This window comes from Candidatus Poribacteria bacterium (assembly GCA_021162805.1).
Taxonomy (GTDB): domain Bacteria; phylum Poribacteria; class WGA-4E; order B28-G17; family B28-G17; genus JAGGXZ01.
The window spans coordinates 1-15,818 of sequence record JAGGXZ010000165.1 but is presented as its reverse complement, the minus strand read 5'-3'; the positions used below and the strand labels follow the sequence as shown (position 1 = coordinate 15,818).

At 51.4% G+C, this 15,818-nt stretch carries 13 protein-coding genes; 5 read left to right on the top strand and 8 right to left on the bottom strand.

The genetic code is table 11. From position 1 onward, the window contains the following. Nucleotides 1–631: 631 nt before the first annotated feature. The 6 genes from J7M22_12635 to J7M22_12610 all read right to left on the bottom strand — a co-directional run bounded on the left by J7M22_12635 (nucleotide 632) and on the right by J7M22_12610 (nucleotide 10,589). A complete protein-coding gene (locus tag J7M22_12635; protein ID MCD6507453.1) occupies nucleotides 632–2,140 on the bottom strand; it encodes an Rne/Rng family ribonuclease in 1,509 nt (502 codons plus the stop codon). 74 nt (nucleotides 2,141–2,214) lie between these two features. Further along, nucleotides 2,215–3,777 (bottom strand): response regulator, encoded by a 1,563-nt coding sequence (locus J7M22_12630; GenBank protein ID MCD6507452.1) that lies wholly within the window; start codon nucleotides 3,775–3,777, stop codon nucleotides 2,215–2,217. Nucleotides 3,778–3,835: 58 nt separating this feature from the next. Next, the gene (locus J7M22_12625) at nucleotides 3,836–5,311 is read right to left on the bottom strand and encodes a HAMP domain-containing histidine kinase (protein MCD6507451.1); all 1,476 of its coding nucleotides are present in this window, start codon (nucleotides 5,309–5,311) and stop codon (nucleotides 3,836–3,838) included. Between the two features lie 185 nt (nucleotides 5,312–5,496). Next, the gene (gene cas6 / locus J7M22_12620) at nucleotides 5,497–6,510 is read right to left on the bottom strand and encodes a CRISPR system precrRNA processing endoribonuclease RAMP protein Cas6 (GenBank protein ID MCD6507450.1); all 1,014 of its coding nucleotides are present in this window, start codon (nucleotides 6,508–6,510) and stop codon (nucleotides 5,497–5,499) included. Next, nucleotides 6,485–7,375: a hypothetical protein gene (locus J7M22_12615; GenBank protein MCD6507449.1), complete on the bottom strand. Its 891-nt coding sequence runs from the start codon at nucleotides 7,373–7,375 to the stop codon at nucleotides 6,485–6,487. The genes cas6 and J7M22_12615 overlap by 26 nt, the downstream gene beginning before the upstream one ends. After that, complete coding sequence (locus tag J7M22_12610; GenBank protein MCD6507448.1) at nucleotides 7,359–10,589, bottom strand: hypothetical protein; 3,231 nt, start codon at nucleotides 10,587–10,589, stop codon at nucleotides 7,359–7,361. The genes J7M22_12615 and J7M22_12610 overlap by 17 nt, the downstream gene beginning before the upstream one ends. A gap of 462 nt (nucleotides 10,590–11,051) precedes the next feature. Between J7M22_12610 and J7M22_12605 the strand changes: the two genes are divergently transcribed. From J7M22_12605 to nfi, 5 genes are all read left to right on the top strand, one after another. Continuing rightward, the gene (locus J7M22_12605; GenBank protein MCD6507447.1) at nucleotides 11,052–12,269 is read left to right on the top strand and encodes a sulfatase; all 1,218 of its coding nucleotides are present in this window, start codon (nucleotides 11,052–11,054) and stop codon (nucleotides 12,267–12,269) included. 2 nt (nucleotides 12,270–12,271) lie between these two features. Continuing rightward, complete coding sequence (locus J7M22_12600; protein ID MCD6507446.1) at nucleotides 12,272–12,511, top strand: hypothetical protein; 240 nt, start codon at nucleotides 12,272–12,274, stop codon at nucleotides 12,509–12,511. Nucleotides 12,512–12,803: 292 nt separating this feature from the next. Continuing rightward, on the top strand, nucleotides 12,804–14,066 hold the full coding sequence (gene leuC, locus J7M22_12595; GenBank protein ID MCD6507445.1) for a 3-isopropylmalate dehydratase large subunit: 1,263 nt from the start codon (nucleotides 12,804–12,806) through the stop codon (nucleotides 14,064–14,066). Between the two features lie 14 nt (nucleotides 14,067–14,080). Beyond that, nucleotides 14,081–14,578 (top strand): 3-isopropylmalate dehydratase small subunit, encoded by a 498-nt coding sequence (gene leuD, locus J7M22_12590; GenBank protein ID MCD6507444.1) that lies wholly within the window; start codon nucleotides 14,081–14,083, stop codon nucleotides 14,576–14,578. Nucleotides 14,579–14,604: 26 nt separating this feature from the next. Next, nucleotides 14,605–15,318 (top strand): deoxyribonuclease V, encoded by a 714-nt coding sequence (gene nfi / locus J7M22_12585; GenBank protein MCD6507443.1) that lies wholly within the window; start codon nucleotides 14,605–14,607, stop codon nucleotides 15,316–15,318. A 10-nt stretch (nucleotides 15,319–15,328) separates the two neighbouring features. Here the strand turns inward: nfi and J7M22_12580 are convergent, their stop codons facing one another. Both J7M22_12580 and J7M22_12575 read right to left on the bottom strand, forming a co-directional pair. Continuing rightward, nucleotides 15,329–15,475, bottom strand: coding sequence for a hypothetical protein (locus J7M22_12580; GenBank protein ID MCD6507442.1), 147 nt, complete (start codon nucleotides 15,473–15,475; stop codon nucleotides 15,329–15,331). Nucleotides 15,476–15,613: 138 nt separating this feature from the next. Beyond that, nucleotides 15,614–15,818: transposase (locus J7M22_12575; GenBank protein MCD6507441.1), on the bottom strand; the 205-nt coding region annotated here is incomplete at its 5' end.

Genomic DNA, 15,818 nt, shown 5'->3' with positions numbered 1-15,818 from the left:
TTGAGGAACCCCCTCCTTTCTATCCCATTGCGGCAGATAGACCAAGGCTCCCGGCCGCTCTATGAGCCGAAGCCTACCAATTGTGTTCGTTCTTATTTCCCTTGAGTACGGGCGAAAGATTTTTCGCCCGTACTTTGACATTCCTGCCTCTCCCTTTCGAGGTTAAGGTGCACCTCGGCAATGTGACGGTTTTGCCAGACAGGGCTGGTGCGACACCCTGTCATGCTTACTCGCCAAGCGAGAACCGTTCACGTAGGCGGCCACCAACAGAGGTTAAGGCTAAGGTTAAGGTTGAGATTCTTCTTAACCTTAACCTAAACCTTAACCTGTTCTTAAGAAGCCCTGTGTGCAGAGGAGGAACGAGGAGAAAGGAACTGGGAACGAAGGTATGCAAATTTCGAATTTCGAAATGCGAATTTGCGAATTTAAATTCGAAATCCGAAATCAAGGTGCTTCCTCGTTCCTCGTTTCTTCTTCGACACACTTTCGGTCAACTGCTGAGGGGCTCCCATTGATTCCAGACTATATCGCCGTATCCTTGGGATATCATTTTACACTATTTCCCTCCGTTTGAAAACCCCTAGTGCATAAGGGGGCGAGGCATTCGAGGAATGCCTCGCCCCTGGGATTATCAATCCACGAATATCTCCCTGCCCGATGGCAGTGAAAAAAGCCTGAAGTCCTCTATATGCATATCTGGGTCCATCTCCATCTCGATCTTAAATCCGAGCTGATCCTGAAGCTTTTTGAGCTTATCGCTTTCCCTTGTCATTATCCTCTCGACGATCGACTCGTTGGCTATGACCTTGATCCCCCTGCATCTTTCGATCTTGCTGCTCGCCTTTCTCACCGCCCTGAAGATCTGGATCACGATCGTATCCTGTGACAGTATCATTCCGGAGCCATCACAATAGGGACATGTCTGGCAGAGCATGGTGTTGAGGCTGGGTTTGGAACGCTGTCTGGTCATCTCCACGAGCCCCAGCTCGGTGAACTTCAATATGTTCGACCTGGATCGATCCCTCTTCAGGTTTTCCTCCAGCGTTTTTATGACCTCCCTTTTATGCCTCCTATCCTCCATATCGATGAAATCGATGATTATGATCCCGCCTAGGTCCCTCAGCCTTATCTGTCTCGCTATCTCCTCAGCCGCCTCGAGATTGGTTTTGAGTATGGTGTCGCTGGGGTCCTCCTTGCCGACATATTTACCGGTGTTGACGTCTATCGAGACGAGCGCTTCGGTCTCGTTTATGACGATATGGCCGCCGGACTTGAGCCATATCTTCTGCCTCAGTGCCCTTCTGAGCTCCTTTTCCACCCCATAGGCCTCGAAGAGCGGCTCCTTATCGGTGTAGAGCTTAATCCGATCCTTCATCTCGGGCAATAGCTTCTCCGCGTATGACATCACCCTGTCATAGGATTCCCTGGAGTCAATCAGGAGCTGTGAGACCTCCTCCGTGAGGATATCCCTGACCACCCTGAAGATCAAGCCGAGGTCCTCATGTAGGAGCGCCGGGGCTTTAACCTGATCAGCTTTGCGTAGAATCTGCTGCCACTGATCGTTGAGAAATTCGATCTCCGACCTGAACACCTCTTCGTTTTTACCCTCAGCGGCTGTTCTGACGATATAACCCCTGTTATCCGGGCGGAGCTTCATTATCAGTGTCCTGAGCCTTCTCCGCTCCGAGTCATTTTCGATCTTTCTGGAGATGCCGATGTTTTCCAAGGTGGGCATATAGACAAGATACCTGCCGGGCAGGGTTATATAGGCAGTCACCCTGGGCCCTTTCATGCCCATGGGTTCCTTGTCCACCTGAACTATGATCTCCTGATCCTGCTTCAGGAGATCGGTTATAGTTTTTCGTTCTTTTGTCTTAGACGATCCGTTTACGAACTCGCCGAATTCGTTTATAGTTCTATAAAGATCGGATATATGAAGAAAGGCATTTCGATCAAGGCCGATATCAACGAAAGCGGCCTGCATTCCAGGCAGGATGCTGTTAACCCTGCCCTTGTAGATGTTGTTGAGAATTCTGACCTCGTCCTTTCTCTCCGAATAAAACTCCGTGAGAACGCCGTTCTCAAGCAACGCGACTCTCGTCTCAAACTCGTCGTCGGAAACCAGTATTTCCTTCGTCATGTCTTTAGCCTCCCAGCTTTACATCGGCAGCACCTCCAGCTTTCTCTAGCATTTCGCCCTGGCAACAGGGTTTTTCAGCCATGCTTGGGCCTCATTATCGCTATCGGGAGTATCATCTCTTCCATCGATATTCCCCCATGTTGGAAACCACCTTTAAATTGCCTCTTGTACTCGTGAAACTGGTTGGGGTAGACGAAGTAGAAATCCTCCTTAGCGAGGATGTAGTTTTTGCCCGGGAAGTCGTGAGGCAGCATATACCGTTTGGGCTCGGTTATATGCAACGCCTCATCGGGGTTACAGCCGAGATTCATCCCCACCTTGACCCTCAAGCTGGTAGTTGTGTCCCTGTTGCCGAATACCTTCGATGCCCTGTTGCCCAGGATGGAGCCGTGATCCGATGTGACGATCGTCACAGCTTCCCTCTGCGACATTATCTTCATGATCTGGAAGACGGTCGAATGCTCGAACCATGTCCTCGTCAGAGAGCGAAATGCCGACTCATCAGGAGCCATCTGCTGGAGGATGTCCAATTGTGATCGCTTATGCGTTAATATATCGATGAAATTAACCACCAGGGCCGCCACGGAGATGCGGTTGAAGGAGGAAACCCGTTTGAGATACTCCTCCCCGCCCCGGACATCGAATATCTTGAAATACTGTACCCCGGGCTTAAGCTGAACCCCTAATCTCTGAAGATTCATCTGAAGAAACTTTTTCTCATGTCGGTTCGTGCTCTTCTCATCCCCGGGCATCTCCTGCCAGTATTGCGGATACTTCTCCGCTATCTGCCCGGGAAAAAGTCCGCTGAAGATCGCATTCCTGGAATAAAGCGTGGCCGTCGGGAGGATGGAGTAATAATAATCCCTCTGAACGTTAAAATAGGGATACAACAGGGGTTCTATCGCTAACCATTGATCCAGTCTCATACAATCCAGAACCACAAAGAAAACTTGCTCTCTTTCCCTAAGAAGCGGCGCGACATATCTTTCGATCAGATCAACTGAAAGGACGGGACGATTCTCACTTCTCAGCCATTCAAGGTAATTGCGCTCGATATATCTGGCGAAGATCGAATTCAACTCCAGCTTCAGATCCTCATGGGTCTCTCTCAAGCCAACCTGAGGGTGGCGATCGAACTCCAGGTCCCAACGGGCCAACGTGAGATAGATCTCGATCCAATCCTCCCAGCTCAAATCCCGATACTTCATCGAGCTTATCCTCTCGAAATCCGCCACATAATCCCGGGGTAGACTGCCCTGAATGAGTTTCTCCTGATCCAAAACCCTCTTCAACGTCGATGCGATCTGTTCGGGTCTGAGCGGCTTAACGAGGAAATCATCTATCTTCCGGCCGAGCGCCTCGTTTATCAGCCCCTCATCGCTGTTCTGAGTGACCATTATGATGGGGACGGAGGGATCGACTTGATGTAACCGTTCGAGCGTGGATATCCCGTCCAAGCCGGGCATCATCTGATCGAGCAGCACGGCATCATATCCACCCTCCTTCAGGAGCTCCACCCCATCATCGCCGCTGGATGCCGGAACGATCTCGTATCCCCGCTCGGCCAAAGCCAGAATATGCGACCTTAACGATTCAATCTCATCATCTATCCATAGAACCCTTTTGGCTTTAATCATGTTTTCATCCCCTCCTTTTCTGGAGGAAGAAAACGATCGAAAGGACTAAATCGTTTACCTAACCGTTCTGCGAGGCCGGCAGCCTTATATGAAACGTAGTCCCCCCAGGACCGGTTTCAACCAGCGAGAGCTTTCCGCCGTGGTAATCCTCCACGATTCTCTTAGCCAGCGCAAGACCCAACCCCCAGCCATGCTTCTTGGTCGTATAGCCGGGCTGAAAGATCTTATTCCTGGCCTTACGAGGTATCCCCCTACCGTTATCTGAATAGATCACGACGATCTGGTTTCGCTTTGGATCGTGCTTCGTCTTGATCCTTATGACTCCGATATCTTTATCGAACGCGTCGAGGGAATTCTTGATGAGATTCTCGATCACCCACCCCATCAATACGTCGTTTATCATCGCCAGGGGAATCTGAGGATCGTAATCCTCAACGATCTCCACCTTTCTCCTCCGGAATGAGATCCTCTTACGATAGTATTCGACCGCCTGATGGATCACATCTGAGATCTTCATCGGCTCCAGTTTAGGTGTAGAGCCTATCTCACCGAACCTCGCTGTGACCTTACGAAGCCGCTCCAGATCCTCCTCCATCTCGTCCAGCATCTCGCTTAGTTCCTCATCCCCTTTGAGTTTCTCGGTGAGCATCTCCGCCCAACCCATTAGGGATGATATAGGTGTTCCGAGCTGATGGGCGGTTTCGCGAGCCAGCCCACCCCATATAGCTGTCTGTTCGGCCTGTTTCGACCGGCGGTACATCCAGAAACCCATTCCCAGAAATCCGGTTATCAGGACGGTCTGCAGGAAAGGCATCACCAGCAATTCGTTATACCTGCCTATGGAGTAATGGAAATATCCCTCTCGATATCCGGGGTTTATCTGCACGGCAACCGATCGATCGTGTTCCCTGGCATCCCTGACGAATGCCTTCGCCCTTGCAACCTCCTGAGGTGCATCGCCAGCCGTCTTAAACTCGCCCCATATCCGCCAGAAAAGCGGATTTCCGTTGACGTCCGTGAACACGAAAGGGAGTCTATCGGCCTTATCCGCCGAGACGTCCCCGTAGTACATATATCCGACGATGATCCTATCCTCCATGACATATCTGGTGGGGATCTTCTGATGAAGCCTATCCATCCTGGCCAGTATCCGTGCAAGCTTGCCTATCTCCTGGGGATTCAACGGCTCATCCCTCTGTATTTTGCCCTCCAGATCGGGATCCAAACCCCTCGCTATTATAGGCTGATTGGTGAGCTTGTCCGTAATTACGAATGAAAGCTTGTTCGAGCGCATCATATCACGGACGATCTGGCTCACCATATTGCTGAGCCTCTGATCATCTATGGAAGGCAGGTAGGCGGCCAACTCGGCCAGCGACAGCGCCATCATCTCGCTATCGCGCTCCAGCTTTTTGACTATGGTGTTGGTGTAATAGAGGAACAGAATCAGGAGGAGCATCAGAACGATTATGACGTATCCTATTAGAAAGCTCTTGCTTCTATAGTTGATCTGAAAAAGCGATCTACTCCGCATCTCAATCCTGAGCCCTCGGCTCGTCCAGGCAAACTCGAAGGTTAACTTCCGCCGACTATTGTATCAGAGCCCACCACCAAAGTCAAGAGACGGGAAAAAACCGGCCTAATAAATTCCTATCGGCACGACGTTATGAGATCCGTCGCTTACGACGAAATGACGACAGGGGTTGCTTACGGAGCGGGTTAGGATTTTACAGTGATGGAAAAAGTACCACAACCGAAATGAGTATATTTGCCTACATGGAGTATAGAGGCCAGCTCGAGATATGGGGCGAATTCGGCGGGCATAGCCGAGAAGATCTGATATCCCGACCAGTACCCCGGCCATTCCTCTGGAACTGATTTAAGGTCATGAAATATAGGAGGGCAATCCGGGTGGTTTAGAATCTTTTCGACGGCCCCGATATCCTCCCTGTCCAGGGCCTTTTGTAATTCACCTGTCGGGACTTTTCTGTTTAAGATGATCATCTCCAGCCTTAAGAGCAGCGAGTTTATGATATCGCGCATGGTCGGTATTGCTTCCAGCGGTGGAGCCTCTCCCTCTCGGAGGGGAATATAGTTGCCCTTAAGATCAAACGGTGTAAGCCATGATAGGAGGATCTGATCGCCGGGTATATACCTCGGCGAGATGTTGAAATCGGTCCCCTCGAGCCATTGAAGCGGCGTCACGCGATAACGCAGATTTAACCTCCCTTCCCTTACCAAGGGGTCCCAATGGTTTCCACGGGCGACGAAGATGGAATGGATGTCGAACCGTCCCCATATCCTGTTCGGGCGATACCATTTCGGATCGGTGGTTCGGCTCGCCTCCTCCATAGCGGGCAGGATCACCTCCAAGAAGATGTCGTGGTTTGCATCTCTGCCCATAAGTTTCAGCTCCCAGAATATCAGCTCCTCCCTTCCATAGGCCGTTTTGCCTGGATAGACGAAGATGACGGATTCCACCGGCCATAATCTTTCGGGCATTTTAATGGGAGGAACATCCTTTCGACCCCTGCTCTTCTCATATTTATCCCAGATGTTCAGCATCTTACGCCATGATGTTGCTTCGCCGGAGGGAAGGCGTTCGGCGATGATATTAGCCAGGAGCAAAGATATATCCTTGGAGAAGCATCTGGGAATCCTGGCCAATGCACCGTTGACGCGCCACACCACGAGATATCGTATGAGGTTAATCCGTTGTAGAAAATTCCACATAGTTGATAAGCTCATATAGCAGTTGAATTCGACTTTTAGGCCACCTTCTCATCTTCCACGCCTCGAGCATGTCTTTTGCCTTCTGGCTCAGGAACCCCTGTAAGCGTCCCCAATAAAACCTTTGCTCCGCCGGATCCCCTATGTTCAGCAGCTCTTTGACCATCTCCTGTTCCTCAGGGCGCAGGAGCGTTTTATAGATGCTGGCGGTTTCCATCAGGTTCAAGAATTCCGATACTTGGAAGGTAAGCATCCCCTCTCGATCCCGCAAATGTGGTCTTATCAGCTGAAGGGGTGATGAGTAGAATCTGATCATCAACTGATCGGTAGGGGCGAAGAGCACGTCGTGGTATGACGCCCTGCAGAGGATATCTCCCATGCTTAGTTTTTTCTTATATACGATCGGGGGGAATATCTGAAAGATCCCTTTGATCTGCGAACCGTAATAGATTACAATCTCCTTAAGCCAGGTTTTCAACCGGTATCTATGCATCACAGCCAGGAATTTGTTCTCATCGTGGACATATCGTCCGAACAGGAGGGGGTCTTCTTCCGCCACTTTACCCGTCAGATGTTTAGGCAATCGGTTGACAAAACCCCATATAATCACGGATCTACGTGAGAGCTGATACAGCTTTTCTGCCCTGGCGAGGATCTCACTGCAGAATTGGCAATACAGTTCCCCCTTATCCGTCGATGTACGCGGGTAGATCCAGCATCTTCTGCATGGGCCGCCGAAGGCGGAATGAGGCATACCGATCTCGTCACCGCCCGGCAGAAGGCCGGGATGTTCATCGAAATATTGCAATGTAGCCAATAGCTCCGCGCCGGTATCACACCGGCGCAGCCAATCAAATTCGCTCAACATTTAAGGCTCTTCTCAGCTCCTCATAATGCTCGATTACTTCCGTATTGATCAGTTCCTCGATATCGATCGGCAGGCGCCATTCGTTCTCGGGTTTCCCCGCATATCGTTTGTACCAGTCTATGAAGTAACTCGTCGGCAGAATCCGGAATTTAATGCTTCCGAAGCCCAGATATCTTAGCTTGCCCATCTTATGGGCTAACCCGTCCTCAAGGATCAAGCACCAGATCAACCTTTGAAGCTCCTGTTCTTCGAGGTTCCAGAACCTGATCGTGAATCGGCATTTGGAGCCGGGCATAATCGCTCTGAAGTAATCGGCTTGGGGTGTGTCCGGATTGAAATCATCGATCCTCTCAACTATCGGCGCAAGGGGAACGTGGGGGAAGATCCTCCACGTATCGTCGATCAGCAGTTTGCGGGTCTCTCCCTCAGCCACCTGTTTCCATCCGCCATCGGTATACTGCCATTCTCCATAGAAGAAGGGCACTTTGAACCAGGCAAGTTCAGGTTTATCGAAGATGCCGAAGCTGAAGGAGATCCGTCCCATAATCGCCTGGTTGGGTCCCGTACCTACCCATCCGAAGAGGCTATCGGCCGGGTTAAGACGTGTGATATCCGGGCTTTGTTCCTTGGAATTGGTGGCTATAGAGTATATATGCCGAATCGTTCCTTTGATGCTTTTGCTCGGCAGGGCATAGATCTTGTCGTTCCCCCTCAACGAGGCATCGGGGGGTGAAACAGAGAAGAAATCCCAGCCGTTAACGGGCTGTTCGTTGAGTGTGGTTTTGAAGGACGGTTCGCCGCTCTCCTTTATGTTGATGGGGCTCAGAACCTCCCCCTCAACGTGAAGCACTCCACAACGCCCTCCAAACGCCCTGTGGGAGATGAAGCCAAGCTTAGAAAGGGGAGGCTTCCGTGTGATGGAGGATCTCTCCGCTGACAGAGATGGTAGCGATTTCAGGGCTGATCCTATGGCCGCCTCAGCCTCCTCTCCTTCAAGCTCCAGCTTATACCATATGCCGTCCCGTGTCAGGTCCCTCTCCCCAAACAGCTTTTTCCCCATACCGTTCGGGTCGGTTGTCAGCCATTGAAGCTTCGTGACGGAGGCGTTGACCCAGCCTAAGCCGTTAGTTTTTTCGCCGCCTAGCGGGATGTCACCGTTTTGAAAGTCGCGTATCATGTTGAGCAGGAGTGATATCTCCTCCATATTCTCCTCGCTTATGTCCTGGATGTCCATCCTGAACCTGAAGATAAGGTTCTCGCCGTATGCGAAGAGATAATCGGCCTTGGCATCCTCAATGGGGCGGCCTGTTCTGGGGTCCATCCTTACCCCATCCATCGAGCACCAGGCCCTTTCCAGATCGTCAGGATCTACTAAATAGGCATCGGAGAAGAAGACGAGCGCCCTATGTCCCTGAGTTCCAAACAGATTGTCCAAAACCTCCTCGGTCTCCCTCGATTCACCCCGGATCGTCCTCAACACCTGAGATGCCCTTTTTCTAAAAGCCCCTTTGATGGTGCTTCCGGGTATGTAGATTTCCCATCCTTCCCTCTCAGCAGATGGAGACCATGTGAGCATACGCGTAAACACCCTGTCATACGGCTTACCGTATCTCCTGGATATCTCTCGATTAGAGGGTCCCCCCTGCCGGAAGTCCATGTTATAAGGCTGAGCCAGCTCCAAACGCACCTTATCCCTGTATGCTTTTATAAATGCGATGTAATTTCTGTCATTGGTTATGCTTTTTCGGAGGTTTCTAGGGTTAAGCAGGTATCGGAACCGGACTCTACGGTGCGATTCGACGAACTCCTCCCATATGGCAGGGGTGATCCCTTTCGGGACGAAATCCGGGTCTGACCATTCCCTCTCATCGATTTCGCCGTTGAGCAGCATCATCTTGATCTTTATGTGTTCCTCGCGTTTGGCCACCTCCTCGTCAACCCAGGAGTCGCTTTGAATCAGTTTGACCTGCTGGTCCACCTGTTGGAAGAACCTAGGAAGAATCTTTCGACACTCGCGGGACAATATCTTCACCATAGCTGCCTCATCTTCCATCCTCTCTGCCAGGCTATCGGAGAGGGAGGGATTGAGACCGATGCTTTTGGCTACTTCCAGCCATGCCACTGTATTAAACTCCTGACCTCTCAGAACCTTATGCTCCATGGCGTTTATAACCCGCTTAGCCATATTGGCCTTCTTGCCCAACGCTCTTTTGAAGGCCTCTTCTGCCTCTTCAAGGGAGGAAAAAGGTTGATCAACAAACGGTTCTAGGCTTTCAAGCAATTTCTTCGAAAGGCCGTATTTCCCCCTGCCGAGTTTACCCAGAGCGGATGAAGAAAGCACCCAAAACTCCTTTTCTCCTGAGGATTGCTCCCGTAACCATGCCGCTATGACCCTGGGCAGATACTCCGACAGCTGTTTCTTCCAATCCTCCGGACTGAGTATAGGGCCTCCTATGACGACGGATAACCGATCCCTGATAGGCTCCGGAAGATCCCGGATCCCCTCCAGAAGCAACCGCCCTTCAATGGCGATGAAGGAGGGAAGTTCCGGGGTTACCCTTCCCCAATTCCATCCCACTAAGATAGGGTTAACAGCGCTGAAGGAGAGGAATATCGTCAGATGGTTTGCGCCGGGGCTAACCTTCGGAAGGGAAGGCGGTGAGAAGGGGATATCCATTTCCAACCGACATCGCCCTAAACCCTTACTCTTGCCCCCGCCAAACCAGAATCTGCCCTCCTTGAGCTCTTGAAGAAGATAATACAATTTCGCCTGGTTCTCATCCCTGCGGAGAATCCAGTCGTTCACCTGCATGGTGAAATCGAAGACTGAGTTGCGGAAAAGGGTTTCGATCTTGTAATTAGCGTTGGCTTCGGCGGCCCACCGATCCTCATCCAGTTTGATCCCCATCCTGAGGTCGAAGAACCGGTCCCTCGGATAACACTCATCCCTTAGCTCGCACCTCACCTCCGTGATCAATCCCTCAGGTATGGGTGATCCATACAGCCTACGCCACATCCTATCAAGCAGGCCGATATTTCTTCCGTCACGTGATCTTCCTATGAAGGCATCCATCAGAGACTGCGCCGTACCCGCCACCTCACCTGCCAGAGAGACCAACCTGTGAGTTCCATCCCCATCCCTTGTGAAAAGCACTCTCCTTGAGTTCCCTCTGTATATGGGGGTTTCAGCCACAAGCCTACCTTCTAAGATCATTTTTAACCCTCCTGCTTTACCTAAATTCGGGATGGTTCATATTCTATAATGAATTAGGGTAACGCTTTATCTCGTAGGGCGGCTCCTTTACCCCCGCCGGATTTCGGCGGCACATAAAGTGCCGCCCTACGAAAGTGTTACCATGATTGGGGACCATCCCGAAAATTAATAGGGGACGAAAACCTAACACCTCTTTTATCTTATCACATATCATCATCATTTGCAATCTCATCTTCAGCCCCCCTTGGAAACTCCTAAGTATCCGAGCAAAAGTAATTTGACGTATTCCTAGATTACTTAACGAAGCCAGAAGGTGTCAGAAAGCACACCGGCCTTGCGCAACGCTGCTGGGAAGTCAAGCTCTACAATTGTGAACCATCCCATAGATCCACTGAATTTGCCCTTATAGGGTGAAGTGAGATATAATTCGGCGCGATAAATTTCAGGGGAGGTCAGGATAAAATGAATGTGATCCTCATCTCATTTGACACCTTGAGACAGGATCACCTCGGCTGTTACGGCTATCCTAAGCCTCTTTCGCCGAATCTGGACGAATTGGCCGAGGGGGGAGTTCTCTTCCGTGATGCCGTGGTGAACTGCGGTTGGACCTTACCTCAACATATCACCATGATGACCGGCACGCATCCGCTCAAACATAGGCTTATCTATCTGAGGAGGCGATGCACGCTGAGGAAGTCCATAAAAACCCTGGCTGAGCTCTTCAGAGGGAGGGGATATCTCTGCTTCGGTTTCGCCAACACGAACGGGTACGGCGGCGGATGGGGTTACGGCTTCTGGCGTGGAATGCACCATTACACTACCGTGTTTCCCTATAACAACATGATGGAACTGCTTCCGGAGGCCATCTCATGGGCGCTGAACATGGCCAAATCCAAGCCTTTTTTCATATACATCCACACCAATGACACCCATGAACCTTTCGCTGCCAGCGAGCCTTTCGGCTCAAAGTGGGGCAGAGAGTATATCAACCGATACGAAGGCGAGGTCAGCTATGTGGACCATTACTTCGGAGCGGTGCTCAAGGAGATCGAAAGAAGGGGGCTAACGAAAGACACGCTCGTCGTAGCGACATCCGATCATGGGAGTGAATTCCTGGAACACGGATTTCACGAAAAGAAGCTTAATCTATATGAGGAGATATCCCGCGTGCCTCTAATAATGCGCTTCCCCGGCGTGCTGCCGGAGGGGAAAAAGATCGAGGGGTTGTGCCAGACGGTGGACATAGCCCCTACAATCCTGGACATCTGCTCCATCCCGATACCTGATTGGATGGATGGTGAAAGTCTTCTACCGAGAATAAAGGGTGAGAGGGGAGCGAAACCGCCGAGATACGTTATCGCTCACACCCTGCACGAGACGATTTATCTATATGAACACTTCTCGATAAGGGATGATCGCTACAAATTCATAAGGACATCTCCGCTGTCCAAACGGCCGGAAAGGCTTCCAGGCGAGATAGGTAAACGATTCGAGAGGCTGGCCTCCGTGGCCCAACTCGGGGATGACGGCATGTGGCGGGAGCTTTACGATCTTGAAAGCGACCCCGGCGAGACGCAGAACGTCATCAACTCTAAACCCAAGGTGGCCTCTAGGTTGGAGCGGGCGCTGGACGAGTTCATCCGATCCTTCAGCTATAACCCTAAGGTCAGGAGGTCATAGGAGTGGTTATAAGGGTTAACCTCGCAGGGGAGGAATACGTGGATTCCAATGGGGAGATATGGCACGCCGATAGGGCATATACTCCTGGCGGATGGGGATGTATGAACCTACCTCAAACTGATATTTTGACGACGACCGATCCGATCTCCAATACACAGGATATGAAGTTGTTTCAAAGCGTCAGGATGGGAAGTGTAGTAGAAATCTTTAAACGTCCGCAGTCGGCTGTCCACCGTTTATAGGTCATTTATTGTCATTTGTCGTCATTTATCGTCATTTAAATGACGGCGAAGCCAAATGACTTAATGACTACAAATGACGGTTGAGCTGTGGACGGCGGACAATCAGCCATAGATAGTACGGGCGAAAAATCTTTCGCCCCTACTCAAGGGAAATAAGGGCGTGGAGAATTACCCTCCTCATCATTCCGGAGGTTGAACCGGCGGAGGATGTTTTGGTAAAATCTAAACGCGGTTGACTGGGTGGGGGAAATACGGGTATAATTCCCCTCGATAAGAGCAAAGGAGGATTGGCATGGGGATGACGATAACCGAGAAGATCCTAGCAGCTCACGCCGGAGTTGAACATGTCGAGCCGGGGCAGTTGATAAAGGCTAAGCTTGATATCGTGCTTGGGAATGACATCACAGGGCCACTGGCGATAGAACAGTTTTATAAGGCAGGTGCGAAGAGAGTCTTTGATCCTGAAAGGGTTGTCCTCGTCCCGGATCATTCCACCCCTAATAAAGACATCAAATCGGCCGAGCTGGCCAAGATACTCAGGGACTTCGCCAGAGAGCAGGGATTGAGGTACTACTTCGAGGTCGGCAGGATGGGCATCGAGCACGCTCTGCTCCCCGAACAGGGGATAGTCGTTCCAGGGGACGCCGTTATTGGGGCGGACTCCCATACCTGCACCTATGGCGCCCTGGGGGCTTTCGCCACAGGGGTGGGGAGCACGGATCTGGCAGCGGCGATGATCACCGGGGAGGCATGGTTCAAGGTCCCCGAATCCATGAAGTTCATATACTACGGCAGGATGGGCAGATGGGTGACGGGCAAAGATCTGATCCTCTACACCATCGGCGATATAGGAGTCGATGGCGCCCTCTACAGGGCTATGGAGTTCACCGGTGAAGCAATCAAGAGACTGTCGATGGACGGCAGGTTGACGATGTGCAATATGGCGATCGAAGCGGGCGGCAAAAACGGCATAATAATCCCTGATGAAACGACGATCGAATATGTGGAGAGGAGGGCCAAACGACCTTACAGGATATATCGAAGTGACGATGACGCCCGCTATGTGGAGATCAGGGAATACGATGTGAGCGAGATCGAACCTCAGGTCGCCTTCCCCTTTAAGCCTGAGAACACAAAACCCATAAGCGAAGTAGGAAACATACCCATAGATCAGGCCGTGATCGGCTCATGTACCAATGGGAGGCTGGAAGATCTCAGATTGGCCGCTCATGTTCTAAAAGGGCATAAGGTTCACCCATATGTCAGATTGATCGTCATCCCTGCCACACAACAGATATATATGCAAGCCCTTCGGGAGGGGTTGGTGGAGATCTTCATCGAAGCCGGGGGGGTGGTGAGTACGCCGACATGCGGTCCCTGCCTCGGCGGGCACATGGGTGTTTTGGCCAAGGGGGAGAGAGCGATATCCACCACTAACAGAAACTTCCGCGGTAGGATGGGAGATCCCGAAAGTGAGGTATACCTATCAAACCCGGCGATCGCAGCCGCGTCGGCCGTCCTGGGCAGGATCGGATCGCCGGATGAGCTGGAGTGAATCGGAGGTGAGGTGTGAAGCTCAAAGGCAAGGCTTGGAAGTTCGGCGATGACGTCAACACCGACGAGATCATCCCGGCGAGATATCTCAACACCACCGATCCGAAGGAGCTGGCGGCACATTGCATGGAGGATTCGGATAAGCCCGATTTCGCCGGACAGGTTCAGCCGGGGGATATCATCGTAGCCGGCAAGAACTTCGGCTGTGGTTCCTCACGCGAGCACGCTCCGATATCTATAAAGGCCGCCGGTGTCTCATGCGTTATCGCCCGATCTTTCGCCAGGATCTTCTTCCGAAATGCCATAAACATCGGCCTCCCGATCCTTGAAAGCCCTCAAGCGGCGGAGGGGATAGAAGATGGAGACGAAGTGGAGGTGGATCTGGCGAAAGGGGAGATAGAGAACCTGACAAAAGGGGAGAGGTATAAGGCCGCTCCGTTTCCCGATTTTATGCGGGATATTATCCGCGCCGGCGGGCTGATGAACTACGTCGCAGGGCAAATCAAAACCTAATTATGTGAAAGGTTGGAGCGATAACAATGTATGTTAAACAGATCCATCCCTGGAACGTCTCGCCCCGGGAGGCGATGAGGATACAAAACAGGCTTAAAACGCAGGTGATCGGCAGGGACGAGTTCGATCCCAAATCCATTAGAACGGTCGCCGGGGTGGACATCGGGTTCAGAAGAGATGTGGCCGAGGCGGCGATCGTCGTCCTGGAGTTCCCATCGATGGAGATCATAGATTATCTGGTGGAGGAGAAGGAGGTCTCCTTCCCCTATATCCCCGGACTTCTCTCCTTCAGGGAAACCCCCCCGCTGATAGCCGCCTTCGAGAAACTGAAGACGGAGCCGGACGTGATAATCGTCGACGGTCAGGGGATAGCTCATCCCCGTCGATTCGGTATAGCATCTCATTTGGGATTGATCCTGGATAAACCCACGGTGGGCTGCGCTAAATCCAGGCTCTATGGCAGACACAGAGAACCAGGGAAGAAGGCCGGATCGATCGAGTATCTCTATGACAGAGATGAGATCATCGGCGCGGCCGTTAGAACGAGAGACAACGTCAAATACGTCTACGTTTCCATCGGGCATAAGGTATCGCTCGATACGGCCATCAAGCTGGTGCTGGAGTGCTGCCGTGGATATAGGCTGCCTGAGCCGACAAGACGGGCCCATCTGATCGCTGGGGGAGCACGACCACCTAAAAAGGGAGCTCCGGGAGGAGCCGATCAGCTCACCCTCTGGTGAGGTCAGCCGATCAGAAGATCCACCACTTTTTTATGTCCTCGGCGGTCGAGATCAGAAACAGCTCATCCCCCTCGTTTATGATATGCTTACCTCTGGGGATTGTATTGTGCCAGGAGATCGTTACCACCCAAATGATATATTTGGACCTGCACCTCAAGAGTCACCTCATCCAACACCATAACAGGGAATAAACCTATAGTGTCAGGGAAATCATACCCCACCTTCCTCAGAAACTCCATAGGAGATAAACCATCCATCCCCTTCCGAAATGAGCTCTCTCATTATTGTAGAAATTCTACCAACTCTGAGCAAGTGAGAGGAACTGGTGCTCTTCTGAGTTGGCTCCAGGAGTAAAGATCAGGTGTGTTCTCTTCAAGAACTGCTTCTTCCACTGCCTCAAAAGCTCACAGGAGATGTTGTATTGCCTGCAGATCTGTGCCTGGGATCTCTCCCCTTTTAGAGCCTCAAGCACAACTTGGACTTTGAAATGAGGTGAAAAC

Bases quoted from the DNA above. Each gene is read 5' to 3' on its own strand.
- nfi (MCD6507443.1), top strand. From the start codon at position 14,605: ATGTATGTTAAACAGATCCATCCCTGGAACGTCTCGCCCCGGGAGGCG.
- leuC (MCD6507445.1), top strand. From the start codon at position 12,804: ATGGGGATGACGATAACCGAGAAGATCCTAGCAGCTCACGCCGGAGTT.
- J7M22_12635 (MCD6507453.1), bottom strand. From the start codon at position 2,140: ATGACGAAGGAAATACTGGTTTCCGACGACGAGTTTGAGACGAGAGTC.
- J7M22_12610 (MCD6507448.1), bottom strand. From the start codon at position 10,589: ATGATCTTAGAAGGTAGGCTTGTGGCTGAAACCCCCATATACAGAGGG.
- cas6 (MCD6507450.1), bottom strand. From the start codon at position 6,510: ATGTGGAATTTTCTACAACGGATTAACCTCATACGATATCTCGTGGTG.
- J7M22_12615 (MCD6507449.1), bottom strand. From the start codon at position 7,375: ATGTTGAGCGAATTTGATTGGCTGCGCCGGTGTGATACCGGCGCGGAG.
- J7M22_12630 (MCD6507452.1), bottom strand. From the start codon at position 3,777: ATGATTAAAGCCAAAAGGGTTCTATGGATAGATGATGAGATTGAATCG.
- J7M22_12605 (MCD6507447.1), top strand. From the start codon at position 11,052: ATGAATGTGATCCTCATCTCATTTGACACCTTGAGACAGGATCACCTC.
- J7M22_12625 (MCD6507451.1), bottom strand. From the start codon at position 5,311: ATGCGGAGTAGATCGCTTTTTCAGATCAACTATAGAAGCAAGAGCTTT.